General features: G+C 42.7%; 13 protein-coding genes. 8 read left to right on the forward strand and 5 right to left on the reverse strand.

Annotated elements, in window-relative coordinates; translation table 11 throughout:
- Positions 1-140 precede the first annotated feature (140 nt).
- Entirely contained in the window at positions 141-722 is a 582-nt protein-coding gene (locus ACT3TU_RS06255) for a tetratricopeptide repeat protein (protein ID WP_192522522.1), read from the forward strand.
- 347 nt (positions 723-1,069) lie between these two features.
- On the forward strand, positions 1,070-2,128 hold the full coding sequence (gene trhO, locus ACT3TU_RS06260; RefSeq protein WP_444784169.1) for an oxygen-dependent tRNA uridine(34) hydroxylase TrhO: 1,059 nt from the start codon (positions 1,070-1,072) through the stop codon (positions 2,126-2,128).
- Positions 2,129-2,328: 200 nt separating this feature from the next.
- On the opposite strand, the gene uraH is transcribed toward trhO, so the two are convergent.
- A complete protein-coding gene (gene uraH, locus ACT3TU_RS06265) occupies positions 2,329-2,757 on the reverse strand; it encodes a hydroxyisourate hydrolase (protein WP_444784170.1) in 429 nt (142 codons plus the stop codon).
- Between the two features lie 329 nt (positions 2,758-3,086).
- Positions 3,087-4,313, reverse strand: a complete 1,227-nt coding sequence (gene serA, locus ACT3TU_RS06270; protein WP_444784171.1) for a phosphoglycerate dehydrogenase — start codon at positions 4,311-4,313, stop codon at positions 3,087-3,089.
- Between the two features lie 490 nt (positions 4,314-4,803).
- On the opposite strand from serA, the gene ACT3TU_RS06275 reads away from it, so the two are divergent.
- Positions 4,804-6,246: an FAD-binding oxidoreductase gene (locus ACT3TU_RS06275; protein WP_444784172.1), complete on the forward strand. Its 1,443-nt coding sequence runs from the start codon at positions 4,804-4,806 to the stop codon at positions 6,244-6,246.
- A 260-nt stretch (positions 6,247-6,506) separates the two neighbouring features.
- Here ACT3TU_RS06275 and ACT3TU_RS06280 read toward each other — a convergent pair whose 3' ends face one another.
- On the reverse strand, positions 6,507-7,139 hold the full coding sequence (locus ACT3TU_RS06280; protein ID WP_444784173.1) for a BLUF domain-containing protein: 633 nt from the start codon (positions 7,137-7,139) through the stop codon (positions 6,507-6,509).
- 406 nt (positions 7,140-7,545) lie between these two features.
- Between ACT3TU_RS06280 and ACT3TU_RS06285 the strand changes: the two genes are divergently transcribed.
- The 3 genes from ACT3TU_RS06285 to ACT3TU_RS06295 all read left to right on the forward strand — a co-directional run bounded on the left by ACT3TU_RS06285 (position 7,546) and on the right by ACT3TU_RS06295 (position 10,446).
- Positions 7,546-9,183 (forward strand): nitrilase-related carbon-nitrogen hydrolase, encoded by a 1,638-nt coding sequence (locus tag ACT3TU_RS06285; protein WP_444784174.1) that lies wholly within the window; start codon positions 7,546-7,548, stop codon positions 9,181-9,183.
- Between the two features lie 123 nt (positions 9,184-9,306).
- Entirely contained in the window at positions 9,307-9,870 is a 564-nt protein-coding gene (locus tag ACT3TU_RS06290; protein ID WP_444784175.1) for a protein disulfide oxidoreductase, read from the forward strand.
- A gap of 168 nt (positions 9,871-10,038) precedes the next feature.
- On the forward strand, positions 10,039-10,446 hold the full coding sequence (locus tag ACT3TU_RS06295) for a lysozyme inhibitor LprI family protein (protein ID WP_192522528.1): 408 nt from the start codon (positions 10,039-10,041) through the stop codon (positions 10,444-10,446).
- Positions 10,447-10,620: 174 nt separating this feature from the next.
- Here ACT3TU_RS06295 and ald read toward each other — a convergent pair whose 3' ends face one another.
- Entirely contained in the window at positions 10,621-11,736 is a 1,116-nt protein-coding gene (gene ald / locus ACT3TU_RS06300) for an alanine dehydrogenase (RefSeq protein ID WP_192522529.1), read from the reverse strand.
- 759 nt (positions 11,737-12,495) lie between these two features.
- Between ald and ileS the strand changes: the two genes are divergently transcribed.
- Both ileS and lspA read left to right on the forward strand, forming a co-directional pair.
- Positions 12,496-15,357 carry an isoleucine--tRNA ligase gene (gene ileS, locus ACT3TU_RS06305; RefSeq protein ID WP_444784176.1) on the forward strand — a complete coding sequence of 954 codons (2,862 nt, stop codon included), beginning with the start codon at positions 12,496-12,498 and terminating at the stop codon, positions 15,355-15,357.
- Positions 15,350-15,994: a signal peptidase II gene (gene lspA / locus ACT3TU_RS06310; protein ID WP_444784177.1), complete on the forward strand. Its 645-nt coding sequence runs from the start codon at positions 15,350-15,352 to the stop codon at positions 15,992-15,994. Before ileS ends, lspA begins: the two co-directional genes overlap by 8 nt.
- Positions 15,995-16,100: 106 nt before the next feature.
- On the opposite strand, the gene ACT3TU_RS06315 is transcribed toward lspA, so the two are convergent.
- Positions 16,101-16,546 (reverse strand): DUF1294 domain-containing protein (locus ACT3TU_RS06315; protein ID WP_444784178.1); only part of this gene is annotated, 446 nt, incomplete at its 5' end.

A 16,546-nucleotide genomic window follows, 5' to 3' on the forward strand; every position in this document is an offset into this window, starting at 1 on the left:
TAAGTTACATTACTAATAATTAGGTAAGTTGGTATCGCAAGGGTCCACCTAATTGTTATCGCCGTCTAACTGTCTTTAGCGAGACAATGTTTAGCGGTACCATTCTTTTTGCTTATTAACTGCCTAATTTTGGAGCTGCTATGAAATTATTAAAAGCTGCGTTGTTTACTGCATTATTTTCTTGTGCGGGCTTAGCCAATGCTGAGTTAATATCGAACGTGCCACTTGATACCTCTCGTTTTGAGCTGATGCCGGTTAGTGAGCTGTCTGCGAGCGCTGCTCAAGGCAATCATCACGCCCAGTTTTATTTAGCCAAGCGCCTACAAAAAGGCCAAGGTATTGCTCAAAATACACCACAAGCCATCCAATGGTATACCAAAGCTGCCCAGCAAGGCGTTGCCCCTGCCCAGCTAAATCTTGCCATTATGTACTTGCGCGGCGAAGGTGTAAAACCTAACCTACAACAAGCCCGCGTTTGGTTAGAAAAAGCGGCGATGCGCGGTGATAACCGTGCCAGCTATACGCTTGCACTGTTAGATGAGAAACAAAAAAATCTGGTTGATGCCTATAAATGGTACGACTTGGCTGCTCGCGATGGCATGCTTGACGAAAAAGTGCGTAACAAAGCACGTGGCAAAATCGGCCAGTTGGCATTGAACTTATCAAGCTCAGACATTGCTAGCGCTCGCAGCAAAGCAGATACTTGGTTTCAAAGTAAGTAAGCTTTTAATAGTTTAGAGCATAATAAAAAAATCCAGCTTATTAGCTGGGTTTTTTGTTTTTCATCATTGTTCTACGCTATATTGTTTCGATAAACGTATCGATAAATCTGCAAAAACCCCATCAAATTTGCTACACTACGCGCGCATTTGGTTAATTCCACAACTGCACCAATGTTATAACCCTTTCTAAACTAACAAAGTCTAACCCGAGTGATTACGATATAAGGAAACCGAGCGCAGATAGTATCCAAAGTACATCAAGCGAGGATGACACAATAGCGTATTGATATGGGTTTGACTGTCCACCCAATGCACTAGGTTTGCGACCTAGCCAGCAGGAGAAAAACATGAGTACCTCACAAGCTACTAACGTAAAAGCACCAACCCATGCGACCGAATACGATAGCGTCACCAACAACATCGTCGTTGCTGCCCTTTATAAATTCACCCGCTTTGCTGACTTTGAGCAATACCGCGAGCCAATTTTAAATGCCATGCTCGATAACGAAGTTAAAGGCACATTATTGATTGCAGCAGAAGGCATTAACGGGACTATTTCTGGCACCCGCCAAGGAATTGATAACGTCCTTGATTATCTGCGTAGTATCGAAGCGATTGGCAGCTTTACCTTTAAAGAATCTTACACCGATGCCCAGCCTTTTTATCGCACCAAAGTGAAGCTCAAAAAAGAAATCGTCACTATGGGCGTAGAGAATATCGACCCATTACAATCGGTCGGACGTTACGTTAAACCAAGCGAATGGAATGCGCTTATCTCAGATCCTGACGTTATCCTTATCGATACGCGTAACGACTACGAAGTACAAATCGGTACGTTCCAAAATGCGGTCAACCCAAATACAGAAACGTTCCGAGAATTTCCAGAATACGTTGCAAAAGAGATGGACCCAAGCAAGCATAAAAAAGTTGCGATGTTCTGTACCGGTGGTATTCGCTGTGAAAAATCCACAGCATTTATGCGCGAACAAGGCTTTGAAGAGGTCTACCATTTAGAAGGTGGTATTTTAAAATACTTGGAAGAAATCCCTGCCAGTGACTCTATGTGGCAAGGCGACTGCTTTGTCTTTGACAACCGCGTCTCCGTCAATCACAACCTAGAAAAAGGCAACTATGAGCAATGTTTTGCTTGTCGTATGCCAATTACTGTCGATGAGATGCAAAGCCCTGCCTATATCAAAGGCGAATCATGCCCGCACTGTATTGATAAAGCCACCGATGAGCAAAAAGCCCGTTTCCGTGAGCGTGAGCATCAGATGCAGCTGGCAAAGAAACGTGGCGAAGCTCATATCGGTAGCGACGTCATCGATGTGATTGAGAGGCGTAAAGCAGCTAAAACAGAAGCTCGCCTGCAAGCAGAAGCTGCCAATAAAGCCAAAGCAAAATAAAACGACGCCGAAAAAAGCTATAAAGAAGCCCCAATCAAACTGATCGGGGCTTTTCTTATTTTTACTTTCTTCTAAAACGTGTACTTAGTAAAATTTATACCATTCACAAAAATTAGAGTGGCAAGGAAAACGCGTGTAAGTACTACCTCTTTTAGACTAAACAAGTCTGACACAGCCAATCTTACTTTTTGGGTTTGGTATTAGCTACCGCGATACGTACTATAGCCGTATGCTGACAAGGTAATTGGCACATGATAATGTTTGTCGCCTTCGATATTAAAATTCACTTCAACATAAGGGTAAAAAGACTCTAAGCTTTGATTACGAAAATAAGGCGTCGTCTCAAATATTAACTTATACGTACCATCGTGATCGACATTGCCATTATTTGGTAGGAAGTTATTGATACGGCCATTGTCGTCGGTCGTTTTAGTACTAAGTAATTTCCAAGCGCCATCATCTTGCATCATAAGTTTTACATCGACATTTGGTGCAGGCTTGCCTGTACTAATATCTAGGATATGACTCGATAACTGATATTTATCTTGGTCACCAGCCGCAAAACTTGCTGTCGCACTCATAGCCAGCACGCCACCTAATGCAGCAGCTTTTATCATCGTTGTTTTCATAAAAATCCTTATATAACGTTTCATTTATTTATACTAATTTGGTTCTATTTATCATGCTAGGCATCTATTAGATAGTTGCCTCACTACTTCACTTCATATCATAATGAAGAAGCAATTAACTTTGTGTCTGAGCAATATATTCGTTTAGTATAAGTTGTCATACAGATGTCATTGTAAAGAAAATGTTAATTTATATAATAAAGTTTTATAGGCTGTGGTGATTGTGCTAACCAGTTCAGGATTGAAAAAAATAACAAAAAAAATAGCAGGCAATTATTTAAATTGCCTGCTATCGGTATATAAACTTTTAATCTTAACTTTAGTGCTACTTAGAACAAAATACGCACGCGAATAGTTTCTTCGACGTCTTTTAACTGATCTAAAGCCGCTGTTGAATCATTATAATCAACATCCATCACCAGATAACCCACATCACCTTCAGTCATTAGGCTCTGCGCTAAAATGTTGATATGTGCTTCAGCAAATAAGCGGTTAATCTGTGACAGTACGCCTGGGACGTTTTTGTGGATATGTAACAGACGATGCGAGCCTTCTTTGAACGGCAGAGAAACTTCTGGGAAGTTCACAGCTGTCGCCGTGTCGCCTTGATCAGAATATCTGACGAACTTATCTGCGACTTCTAAACCGATATTGGCCTGTGCTTCTTGCGTTGAGCCACCAATATGCGGGGTCAAGATAACATTATCAAACTTACGCAGTGGGGATTCAAACTCTTGATCAGCAGATTTTGGCTCTTTTGGGAACACATCAATCGCCGCGCCCAATACTTTGCCAGACTCAAGTACAGCCGCAAGGTCATCAATCTCAACGCACGTACCACGAGCAGCGTTGATAAAGTAGCTGCCGTCTTTCATGTGCGCAAATTGCTCGGCTTTCATCATATAGCGTGTGCTTGGGACATCAGGTACATGCAAAGTGACGATATCAGCGGTCGATAGCAACTCTTCTAGACTGCCCACTTGTACGGCGTTACCCAATGGTAGCTTGGTCACTACATCATGATAAATAACTTTCATACCGAAACTTTCTGCCAATACAGACAGTTGCGAGCCGATAGAACCGTAACCGACGATACCGATGGTTTTGCCGCGCACTTCATGAGAATTGGTCGCCGATTTGCCCCAGCCGCCGCGATGTACCGTTGCATTCTTTTCAGGAATACCGCGGTATAGCATAATGGCTTCCGCCAATACCAATTCAGCCACCGAACGTGTGTTCGAAAATGGCGCGTTAAAGACGGGAATACCTAAATCACGAGCCGCGTCCAAATCTACTTGGTTGGTACCGATACAAAAGCAGCCAATACCGATCAACTTGTTTGCATGCTCAAGTACTTCACGGGTCAACTGGGTGCGCGAGCGAACACCAATGAAGTGGGCATCTTTAATTTTTTCGATCAGCTCATCTTGATCTAGAGCGTGACTGATATTCTCAATATTATGATAGCCAGCGCCTTCTAATACTTTTAAAGCATTGTCGTGTAGACCTTCAAGCAATAAAAACCGGATTTTGTCTTTTTGGAGTGATAACGCCATATGAGAACTGTCCTATAATTGTCTTATAAAATTATCTAAGCGATAACTTATGATGGATGAAACGAAAACAGTTTGGATATCTTACACAAAATCGGGCGGCGATGTTAGCAGATTAGATGAATTATTGGTTATCAAGCCTGAAAACTTTTTATGCTATAGTGAATCAGTTTATCTAAACGTTATATAATAGATTCATTTTAAAAACGACACAGTGTTATTGGCTATCATTTTTTTGCAATCGCTGGCAAGCCTGCGAACGGCAAACAAGAGAAATTATAGCAATAGCACGTTACTTTTTACTTTACTAAATTTAATTTACTAAAGTCGTATCGCTTTTATTTTGAACTGACCGCGACTATTTGTGAAGCCTCAACTTGTGAAAGTTCAACACGCCCTATATAAACATACTTATGTACACCTAGATATATCAATTTAGCGATATAATAATCCTTTTTATGCATAGCACTTACGTTTATACCGAGATTTAACCATGACTTCTTTATCTAGCCAAAGCACATCCGACACCCCTACTGCTGCCGTTCAAAAGGTTTTAAGCACTCTGCTAAATACTCATCAGTTTGACGCCAACCAAATCAAAACCGATAGCGAGAGCCTCGAGCACTGGGGCAAAGACTGGACCAAACACTTTGCCCCTAATGCTGCGGCCATCGTTTTTCCAAAGACCACCAAGCAAGTTCAGGCGGTTGTCTTATTAGCCAACGAGCACAATGTCGTACTGACCCCAAGTGGCGGTCGTACTGGATTGTCTGCTGGTGCAGTGGCAGCCAATGGCGAGATTGTGGTTAGTATGGATAAGATGAACCATATTGGTCAGTTCTATCCTGCCGATCGTATGGTTGAAATTGAAGCAGGCGTCGTCACTCAACAACTACAACAATTTGCCGAATCAAAAGACCTCTACTACCCAGTTGATTTTGCCTCAGCAGGCTCAAGCCAAATCGGCGGCAATATCGGTACCAATGCTGGTGGTATCAAAGTCATTCGCTATGGCATGACCCGTCAATGGATTATGGGGCTGACCGTGGTCACGGGTAAAGGCGACATCTTGCAGCTTAATCGCGGTATGGTCAAAAACGCCACGGGATATGATTTGCGTCAACTCTTTATTGGTAGCGAAGGCACGCTCGGGCTTGTCACCCATGCCCAAATCAAGCTTGAGCGTCAGCCACAAGACTTAAACGTCATGGTGCTCGGCATGGACAGCTTTAATGATGTGATGAATGTCTTGTCTGCCTTTCAAGCGAAGATTGATTTAACCGCTTTTGAATTCTTTGATGATATCGCCATTGATAAACTGATGGCTCACGGTCAAGTACAAGAACCGTTTGAATCGCGCACCAAGTTTTATACGCTGTTAGAGTTTGAAGCGCCATACGAGCCGATCATGGATAAAGCCATGGCAATATTTGAGCACTGTATGGAACAAGGCTGGGTCGTCGATGGGGTGATGAGTCAAAGTATTGCACAGGCGACAGAATTGTGGAAACTGCGCGAATATATTTCTGAGACCATCTCGGTATTTACCCCTTATAAAAACGATGTCTCAGTACTCATTAGTTATGTTCCTGAATTTATCGCTGAGATTGATCGTATCGTCAGCAGCAATTATCCTGACTTTGAGGTGTGCTGGTTTGGCCATATCGGTGATGGTAATTTGCATCTCAATATCTTAAAACCTGAAAATATGAGCAAAGATGATTTCTTTGCCGAATGTCAGATTGTTAATAAACACGTGTTTGAGACGGTACAAAAATATGGCGGCTCGGTATCTGCAGAACACGGTGTGGGTATGACTAAAAAGCCGTATCTAAACTATAGTCGTAGCGAGACTGAGATTGACTATCTGCGTGAGGTCAAAAAAGTCTTTGACCCCAATAACATTATGAATCGTGGTAAGATTTTTGATATGTGATGTATTGATATAGTTGATTCACTTTACAACCGATGCAAGTGCTACTGGAGTAAATTTTTCGCAGCCTCTGTCACGCTTGCGAACAGCAAGCAAGAAAAATTTATAACAGTAGCACGTGGCTACCTGTGTATCGATCAGTGTATCGATTTTATATGGAACTGCCTATACTGCTTTTCACCACTACCAACAAAAAAGACGCTAAACTGAGAATGTTAGCGTCTTTTTTGTTACTCGTCTTATGAACTTTACGATTTTTTAACTTAGAAGTATAGCAATATAAGCGCCAGTACAAGTAGCACGCTCAAAAAACCTTGAACGATTAAAAAGGCTTGATGCGGCGCGGCGATATGACGAAACATATTACCCAGTGCATTATAAGTAATGCCTGCTGCTCTGACATGTGGCGGACTATCAAAAGCTTTGATGATTTGTAAAAACTGCTCGGTACGATCTGGCGTCCAACCATGCGGTGCAAACGGCAAAAACGGTGACAACTGTGCGGCTTGGCTTTTGGTGGCAGGTGACCATAACCAACGCTCCAAAAACAGTAGACGCATGCGCCAATCATCAAAGCTGCGATGCTCTATCGCTTGCAACAATAACATCTCGACATTCTTATGACGGTTATCGGTAAAGATACGCTGTTTTAAGGCAAATACATGCGCCTTTTCGCCTTCGATACATTGCAAAAAGTGACCATTACCATAACATAAAGTACCTGTAATGCCATGCTGCTGATTATAATTACGCGCGTGGCACTCTACCTCCTCAAATATAGAGGTGTTTAAGCGTGAGGTCATGGTCAGAGTGCTGACATACACCAATTGCACGATAGCTGAATCCCCTATTTCGTCCCACGTACTGACTTTATTGGTATGATCTAAAGGCATCATAAAACAATCCTAAAAAGCCGCTGCAATACGACTAAAAAATAAGCAACAGATGTCTAAATCAACAAGAGGTACGGCAAGCAACTCACAAAAACATAGCAAATATTTACTGCGATAGACTGTTATTGGTTATGCAGCTTGCTATCATAACCAGCCAATTTCACAATAATAAACGCGTTAATATAAGCGCTTTGAAAACCACTTCGGCAACACTAAAATAGATAGGTAAAATACGCTAAAATATAACCATAAGCGATTGTAAATACAACAATAAATTATTGTAGCGGTAATATTTTATGATTGAAACTTCTTTATCGCCTTTGTTACACAAAAGCTTGGCCGTTTGCATGCTATCACACCACCATATTCGCTCTTACTAAAACCAGTAAAGCATCAAAACAGGAATATTATGAGTAAAATAGAAAAGATAGACGACTTTCATCTAACGATTGCTGAAATTAAGAAAAAAGACTATTTGCAATTAAAGGGACTGATGGACCGTGTCTATGTAAACTTAGGCGGCGCATGGTCAAAGACCACCATTCATACTTTGATTGATGCCTTTCCTGAAGGTCAGATTGCATTATTTGACCATGATAGGTTAATCGGCATCGTCCTTTCTATGCGCGTTGATTATGCTAAGTTTTCTAACCCGCACACCTATGATGATTTGATTGGGCATAAAGAGATTATCAGAGACAACCCCGAAGGCGATGCTATTTATGGTCTCGATGCCTTAATTGACCCTGAATATCGCGGCTATCGTTTAGGCCGCAGGCTTTATGACGCTCGTAAAGAGCTGTGCCGCCAGTTAAACTTCCGCGCGATTTTGGCCGGTGGTCGTATTCCCAATTATCATAACCACCAAGACCTCACGCCTGGTGATTATATCGATGCGGTTGCCGCTCGTGAAATTCATGACTCTGCGTTGTCTTTCCAATTATCGAATGGCTTTATCGTCAAGCGTATTTTGACCGCCTACTTACCAGATGACGCTCAATCTAAAGGCTTTGCCACTTTACTTGAGTGGGCGAACATTTATTATGAGCCACAAGATTACAAACCAAACACTCGAAAGTCTGAGGTGCGCATTGGGGGTATTCAATGGCAAATGCGTGAAGTCGAGTCGCCTGAAGAATTGCTCCAGCAGGTCGAATTCTTTGTCGATATTATGGCCGATTACAACTCAGACTTTGCTTGTTTGCCCGAGTTTTTTAACGCACCATTGATGGGTCTGTGCGAATCGACGGATCAAAACATCGCTATTAGATTTTTGGCAGGTTATACCGAATGGTTCAAAAACGAGATTTCACACTTAGCCGTCAGCTATAATGTCAACGTCATTACTGGCTCTATGCCCCTGCTTGATGAAAATGACACCTTATATAATGTCAGTTACCTCTGTCGCCGCGACGGCACGGTAGAAGAACAGCGCAAAATCCATATTACCCCACATGAGCGTAGCGCTTGGGTAATCGAAGGCGGTGATGAAGTCAAAGTATTCGATACCGACGCTGGTCGTATCGGTATTTTGGTCTGCTATGACGTCGAGTTTCCTGAGCTTGCCCGCTTGATGGCGCTTGATGATATGGATATTTTATTCGTACCATTTTGGACCGATACCCAAAACGGCTATCTGCGTGTGCGTCACTGTGCCCAAGCACGAGCGATTGAAAACGAATGCTACGTGATGATTTGTGGTTCAGTTGGTAACTTACCGCAAGTTGAAAGCTTAGATATTCAGTATGCGCAGTCGTCTATTTTCTCACCGTCAGATTTTGCCTTCCCTCACGATGCGATTATGGCAGAAACCACCGCCAATACCGAAATGGTATTCTTTTCGGATTTAAATTTAGACAAGCTTATCCACGTGCGCAACGAAGGCTCGGTACACAATTTGATTGACCGCCGTGACGATCTGTTTAGCTTAAAATGGAAAAAGAAAGCCAAAATTTCAGCAAGTAAATTGACCGATGAAGAGCGCCGTGAAAACTCAGGCAGCGTCCTTATCGGCAACCCATTACAAGACCGCGCACAAAAGCCTTAAGTTGCTACGAGCAAAGATGGGATAATACTTAAAATTCGTTACTAAAACACTTTAATCATACGGCTGACCATTCAGCCGTTTATTTTTATCTATTAAAAGCTATCCAGCAAAAAAGCAACCACTATGACGACTGATATTAAAAAGATAAAAGAAAACCCTAAAGAAAATCCCAAAAAGACCCCGCAGCAAAAAGCGCTGTCGATAATAAAAACGGTATTATTATATGGTCTAATATTTGCCGTGATTTATACGGCCATTAATTGGTGGCGACAACCAGTCATGCCAGCCAATCCGCAGTTGCAACTAACCGACTATCAAGGGCAAACTGTTGACTTAGCAGCGATGAGCCACGATAAACCCACGCTGGTCTATTTTTGGGGTACGTGGTGTCCTGTATGTAGCGTCACCTCGCCGACGATAAACAAACTTGCCACGGCAAATAATTATCCTGTGGTCACTATTGCGATTAAATCAGGCTCAAATCAAGAGTTGCATAGCTATCTTGATGAGCATAGCTATAGTTTTACGACAGTTAATGATCAAGAAGGAGTCATTTTTGATGACTGGCAAGGACAAGTTACGCCATCGTATGTGATATTAAAAGACGGTGAGATGGCACAAGGATTGACCGGTATTCAGCCACTTTGGTCGCTTAAATTGCGACTGTGGTTGTCGTCTGTTTTTTAATTTCTAGCTTAAAAAGTCAGCTTAACAATGCTTATGGTATTTTTGATTTAATTTATACCACTTTACTTCAAATTAAATAAGTAATAGAAAATCCAAGCCCATCAACTAACAAACATTTGTTATAGTAAACTTTCATTTAATCTTAATAATGGACTTGGAGTTTGAAAAATGAACTGGAAGAGTACTGGTGTCACAATAGTTACGGCTACGTTAATCAGCATTTTAAGCATGACTTCAGCAAATGCCGAGCTTAAGGATTATTATAATGAATGCATGAGCAAATATGAGACGATAAATAATTCGAGACTTTATGAATGTGCTGGATATGCCGATCCAAAATATAAAAGTGCCATGAATAAGGCTTACAATAAAATCTACAAATCTCTCAAAGCTAATGGACGAAACGCTACTGATGCCGATAGTTTTGAAAAATCACAACTCGGTTGGCTAGACTATCGTAATCAGCAGTGTGGTTTAGAGGGCATGTATATTGGTAGTCCAGCACACCCGTTGTGTTTAGCATCTAAAAATAAAGCGCGCGCTGAAGAGTTAATAGATTTCTCAGAAAATTTCTAATCAAAAAAATGTCTAATCAAAAAACCTCTAAAAAGACATTCTTCTGAAATATGTCTATTACACCAAATATATCAAAAACCGACTTATAAAGTAAAAACCTGCCAATCATTGACTGGCAGGTTTTTGGGTGTTTTCAATAAAAGATTAGCGTTGCTTTAATAAAACCAGCCCACCCTAGCCCACCAAAGAGTCCAGCTGCTTATATTTATAATCCAGCGCTTCTGCCACGGCTTTATAGGTCATATGACCTTGCGTGGTATTCACGCCTTTTGCTAACGCGGCGTTGCTATTACAGGCATCTTTAAAGCCTTTTTTGGCAAGGGCTTGTATATACGGCAGGGTGACATTAGACAAGGCGATGGTTGAGGTGCGCGGTACGGCTCCTGGAATATTGGCCACGGCATAATGGATAACACCATGCTTGGTATAAGTTGGCTTATCGTGAGTGGTGATTCGATCTGTCGTCTCAAATAAACCGCCCTGATCAATAGCGATATCGATAACCACGCCACCATCATTCATCTCTTGAATCATCTCTTCAGTGACCAGCTTCGGCGTTGCTGCACCTGGAATCAATACCGCACCAATGACCAAGTCACTGTCTCTTACGCTCTCGGCAATGTTGACTTTATTGGATATGAGAGTCTGCACGTTATTGCCAAACATCTCCGATAACTGTTTCAGGCGTTTGGGGTCCAGATCTAAAATAGTGACGCTAGCATGGAGACCAACAGCGATTTTTGCCGCTTCAGTCCCTGATACGCCGCCGCCGATAATGGTGACCCTACCCTTTTTTACTCCTGGTACGCCACCAAGCAACATGCCCTTGCCACCATAAAAAGACTGCAAAAACTGCGCGCCTATCTGTGTACTCATGCGTCCAGCGATTTCACTCATCGGAGTCAGCAGTGGCAGCGAGTTATCCGCCAGCTGTACGGTTTCATAACCGATGGCGGTTATTTTGTTATCAATCAATACTTTGGCAAGCTCAGGCTCATTGGCCAAATGCAAATAGGTAAATAACATTAAACCGTCTGTTAAATATTGATATTCGTCAGTCTGTGGTTCTTTTACTTTAATAACCAATTCGACATCCCATGCTTTAGCAGCGTTATCGACAATGGTTGCACCCACTTCTTTATAGTCATCGTCAGTAAACTGTGAACCCATGCCCGCATCTGTTTCGACGAGGACTTCATGACCGTCATCGATCAACGCACTGACACCGTTTGGGGTTAGACCAACGCGGTTTTCGTTATTCTTTGTTTCCTTTGGGATACCTATTTTCATAACTGCTCCTTGTTATATTAATTTCAGATAAAACAGACAAATTTATAGCAGCATACTACGAGCATTATGTTGTTCTTAATGCTTACAAGCGCGCGATAGGCTACAAAAAACCCCTAAAAGTAGGTGTATGTTTTGTTTTTTAAATCAAATTGAATCGGATATGATATTTGATGCAGATTAAAATTAATCAATAAAAACGGCTAAATCAAAAACGACGATAGACTACTGAGAGTAGGGATTATCTGAGGATAGTGATATGATGCTGTCTTGAATATAAAAACAGCGTAGACATTGATTACTCAATTTTTATTATCACTTTTATTATCCTAGCAGATATAAAATAAGTAGCAATCACTAGTTAAACAAATTTTGTGAGTGGTTTTGGTGGCTGCAAATGCGATACTGGACAGCTCTTTTTACCCCACTGTTTTTGTCATATAATAGCTGACGTTATTTTTATAAACGTTCTCATTATCTTATTAGATGTATTTTATGTTGCATTCGTCTTATTAGCACTTATGATTGACATGACTATTTTATAAGTAATTTATAAGCAGCGGATTGTTGTTCATCGCTTATTTACGACACCTTATAATAAGCCGGAGAAACAACTGCTACTAAGCATTAATCCCGATTTTGCCCTAAATTGTATTGCCTTGAACGGTATGACTTTTAATATTGCCGCTAGCTTTTAGCGCACTTTTAATCCAATTTTAATCACCACTCTAATTTTAATCACCACTCTAAAAGACACCTTCTATGACTGATAAAAGTACTGATAAACCAAGCCACGACTATAAAGACACCCTAAACCTTGCCGATACGCCATTTGCGATGCGCGCCAACCTTGCCAAACGTGAGCCAGATTGGCTTGCTGCTTGGGAAGCTGACGACGTATACGGAAAAATCCGTCAGGCACGTGCTGGGGCGACCAAGTATATTTTGCACGATGGCCCTCCATACGCCAACGGTCAGATTCACTTGGGTCACGCGGTGAATAAAGTACTGAAAGACATTATTGTTAAATCAAAAACGCTATCAGGTTTTGATGCGCCTTATGTGCCCGGTTGGGACTGTCATGGCTTACCTATCGAACAAAAAGTCGAAGCCAAAGTCGGTAAAGTTGGGAAAAAAGTTTCGGCGACTGAATTTCGTGGGCTGTGCCGTGAATATGCCAGCACGCAGATTGAGCTACAAAAAGCTGATTTTAAACGTCTAGGTGTGTTTGGCGATTGGGACAACCCTTACCTAACCATGAATTTTCACCAAGAAGCTAACATCGTACGCGCGCTAGCCAAAATTCATGATAACGGTCATGTGACACGCGGTATGAAGCCGGTCAACTGGTGCTTGGACTGTAGCTCGGCGTTGGCTGAAGCCGAAGTTGAGTACCAAGACAAAGTCTCTGACGCTATCTATGTTAGCTTCGATGTTTTGGATACCGAAAAAGTAGCCGCATTGGCTGAGCTAGAGGGCAATATTGCCGCTGTTATCTGGACAACAACGCCTTGGACCTTACCTGCTAACCAAGCTATCGCTGTACATCCTGAACATGACTATAGTGTAGTTGCTACTGAAAAGGGCAACTTCCTATTAGCAACTGACTTAGTTGAAACTGCCTTAAGCGAGCTAAAACTTAGCAATCAAGGTATGTTAGCGACTGTATCAGGTCGCGAGCTCGAAGGTTTACGTGCTCAACATCCATTAATTGTAGAGCGCCAAGTGCCGCTTATCTTAGGCGACCATGTAACCACCGATAGCGGTACGGGTCTGGTCCATACGGCACCCGGTCACGGTTTAGACGATTATATCGTTGGTCTTAAATATAACTTACCGGTTGAAAATCCAGTGAGTGGAACAGGCGTTTACCTAGAAAGTGCGGCAGTATTTGCTGGTGAGCATATCTATAAAGCCAACCCAAAAATCATCGCCACCTTACATGAAAACGGCCACTTAATCAGCCACACTAAGATTGAACACAGCTATCCGCATTGCTGGCGTCATAAATCGCCGATTATCTTCCGTGCGACGCCGCAGTGGTTTATCAATATGGAAACCAAAGGTCTGCGTGAGCGTGCGCTTGCTGATATTCCTTCAGTCAATTGGACCCCAGCGTGGGGGCAAAATCGCATTGAGGCGATGATGACCGGTCGCCCTGATTGGTGTATTTCACGTCAGCGTACTTGGGGTGTACCGATTACTTTCTTTACCCATAAAGAAACGGGTGAGCTGCATCCAAATACCCTAGAGCTGATGGAAGTAGCGGCGCAAAAAATCGATGCAGGCGGCGTGGAAGCTTGGTTTGATGCCAACTGTGAAGACTTCTTGGGTAGCGAAGCCGCTGATTATGATAAAGCGACTGATACCTTAGACGTTTGGTTTGACTCAGGTACGACGCACTTTACCGTACTTGAACAACGTGACGAGCTGACCAATCCAGCCGATTTGTATTTAGAAGGCTCTGACCAACATCGCGGTTGGTTCCAGACGTCATTACTGACCTCTGAGGCCATGTACGAGCGCCCACCGTTTAAGCAAGTATTGACCCATGGTTTTGTGGTCGATGAAAACGGCCGCAAAATGAGTAAGTCACTTGGCAATATCATTACCCCGCAAGATGAGATCAATAAAACAGGCGCAGATATGCTGCGTCTGTGGATTGCATCAAGCGATTATCGTTATGAGATGAGCGCGGGTAAAACGGTGTTTAAAGGGGCGATTGATATGTATCGCCGTATCCGTAATACGCTACGTTTCTTGCTTGCCAACACCGATGACTTTGATCCAGCAACCAACAGCGTCGATATCAATGAGTTGGTCAGCCTAGATAAATTTATCATTGAACGCGCGCAAACGGTACAAGCACAAATTATTAGTGCTTATGATGCGATGGACTTTCACCAAGTCACCCAGCATATCACCGCGTTTTGCTCACAAGATTTAGGTAGCTTCTATTTAGATATTATCAAAGACCGCCAGTACACCACCCAAACTGATGGTCAGCCGCGCCGTTCTGCACAAACGGCGATTTATCATATTACCCATGCTTTGATCCGCTGGATTACACCCATTTTGTCGTTCACTGCGCAAGAAGCATGGGAAGTATTAGAAGGTAAAAACGGCAACGAAGCAGGCTATGTGTTTACTGAAGAATGGTATACCTTCCCAGAGTTTGAGCTAAGCGCCATCAGCAACGATGACTGGCAACGCATCATGCAAGCAAAAGATATCGTCAATAAACATATCGAAACGGCGCGCGGTGAAAAAATCATCAATGCTAACTTATCTGCCGATGTCAATCTTTACGCGGACGGTGCGATGCATGACAGCTTAGCCAAGCTTGGCGAAGAACTGCGTTTTGTACTTATTACCAGTAGCGCAACGTTAAAACCAATGAGCGCGGCACCTACTGCTCATAAAGAAGCTACAACAGAGCAAGCTGATAGTAGCGCCGATGAGTCTGTCGACTTGGTGGTTAATGTGAGCGCAGCAACTGGCACCAAGTGTGTACGCTGCTGGCATATCCGTGATGATATCGGTACCGATAGCACACATCCTGAACTTTGTGCTCGCTGTGCAACCAACGTCAGCGGCGATGGCGAGGTGCGTCACTATGCCTAACCTAACGCCTAACCCAGCGGATTCAGCAGAAAATAAGCAGCCGAATATCGAGGTCGATAATTCGCCTACGCCTGCCCATGCCACAACAGGTAGCTCATCGATACCTAAAGGTCGTTTGAATAAAACCCCAAAAGTGATCGCTAATGGCAGTCGCGCGTTTTCTTGGTATCTGTTGGCACTGGTCGTACTTATTGGAGATCAGTGGACCAAGTGGCTCGCCGAAACCAATCTAAACTTCCTTGACCCTGTCCCTGTCATTGAGCCATTTCTAAATTGGACGCTCGCTTATAACTACGGCGCAGCTTTTAGTTTTCTATCAGATGCTGGCGGCTGGCAAAAATGGTTCTTTTCTGCACTGGCTTTGATCATGTCGCTGTTTTTAATCATCTACTTGGTTAAAGTACCGCGGAAGGCCAAGCTACTATCCACAGGGTTGGCTCTAGTACTCGGTGGCGCGCTTGGCAACCTAATTGATCGCTTGCTCCATGGTCACGTTATCGATTTTATCCATGTTCATTATGCTGATGTTTGGCATTATCCGATTTTTAATATTGCCGATGTTGGCATTTGTATCGGTGTGGCATTGATTGTCATTGATATGCTGTTTTTGGAAGGTAAGCGTAACGCTAAAGCATAATATTAAAAATACAGTCTATTTGTCATCAAACCCCCAATATAGACAACTGTATTGGGGGTTTGTCTATGCAGAGTTTTCTTAAAAACTTGAGAAAGAAGGCATTTTTTTACAGCCACTCTGCTAAAGCTTCTAAGCCACCGCCCGCTAATATAAACAACAATCCTGCCATATTAATGACTACCGTCAAATAATACGCCATGCGGAACTCAGGCTTTTGTGACTTATGACGTAGATAAGTCTGCGCGACCATCGCCCCGACCCAGCCACCAAGCGCGCTCATAATATGCAATGTCATCTCAGGTGTTCGCCAATCACCATTTTGGGCAGCAGCCTTATCTTTGGCGTAGGTGAGGTAAGTTATTACGCCCAATGCTACATACCAACCAACGACTAGCCAGCTTAGCTTGTTCATGACCACCAGTAAGATTAATACCCCATAAAATCCAGCACCAAGAAATAAACGTTTCTTTTGCCCTGCTTCAAACTCTGCTTGCGCGCTACGCTTTTGGTTTCGCTGACGGATTTTCTGATTTTTTTGTGCCATTTTTTGTT

It is taken from the genome of Psychrobacter sp. AOP3-A1-26 (assembly GCF_052378235.1).
GTDB lineage: Bacteria > Pseudomonadota > Gammaproteobacteria > Pseudomonadales > Moraxellaceae > Psychrobacter.

What these genes read in the sequence shown, in the direction of transcription:
- ACT3TU_RS06255 (WP_192522522.1), top strand. Translation starts at nt 141, where the DNA reads ATGAAATTATTAAAAGCTGCGTTGTTTACTGCATTATTTTCTTGTGCG.
- trhO (WP_444784169.1), top strand. Translation starts at nt 1,070, where the DNA reads ATGAGTACCTCACAAGCTACTAACGTAAAAGCACCAACCCATGCGACC.
- uraH (WP_444784170.1), bottom strand. Translation starts at nt 2,757, where the DNA reads ATGAAAACAACGATGATAAAAGCTGCTGCATTAGGTGGCGTGCTGGCT.
- serA (WP_444784171.1), bottom strand. Translation starts at nt 4,313, where the DNA reads ATGGCGTTATCACTCCAAAAAGACAAAATCCGGTTTTTATTGCTTGAA.
- ACT3TU_RS06275 (WP_444784172.1), top strand. Translation starts at nt 4,804, where the DNA reads ATGACTTCTTTATCTAGCCAAAGCACATCCGACACCCCTACTGCTGCC.
- ACT3TU_RS06280 (WP_444784173.1), bottom strand. Translation starts at nt 7,139, where the DNA reads ATGATGCCTTTAGATCATACCAATAAAGTCAGTACGTGGGACGAAATA.
- ACT3TU_RS06285 (WP_444784174.1), top strand. Translation starts at nt 7,546, where the DNA reads ATGAGTAAAATAGAAAAGATAGACGACTTTCATCTAACGATTGCTGAA.
- ACT3TU_RS06290 (WP_444784175.1), top strand. Translation starts at nt 9,307, where the DNA reads ATGACGACTGATATTAAAAAGATAAAAGAAAACCCTAAAGAAAATCCC.
- ACT3TU_RS06295 (WP_192522528.1), top strand. Translation starts at nt 10,039, where the DNA reads ATGAACTGGAAGAGTACTGGTGTCACAATAGTTACGGCTACGTTAATC.
- ald (WP_192522529.1), bottom strand. Translation starts at nt 11,736, where the DNA reads ATGAAAATAGGTATCCCAAAGGAAACAAAGAATAACGAAAACCGCGTT.
- ileS (WP_444784176.1), top strand. Translation starts at nt 12,496, where the DNA reads ATGACTGATAAAAGTACTGATAAACCAAGCCACGACTATAAAGACACC.
- lspA (WP_444784177.1), top strand. Translation starts at nt 15,350, where the DNA reads ATGCCTAACCTAACGCCTAACCCAGCGGATTCAGCAGAAAATAAGCAG.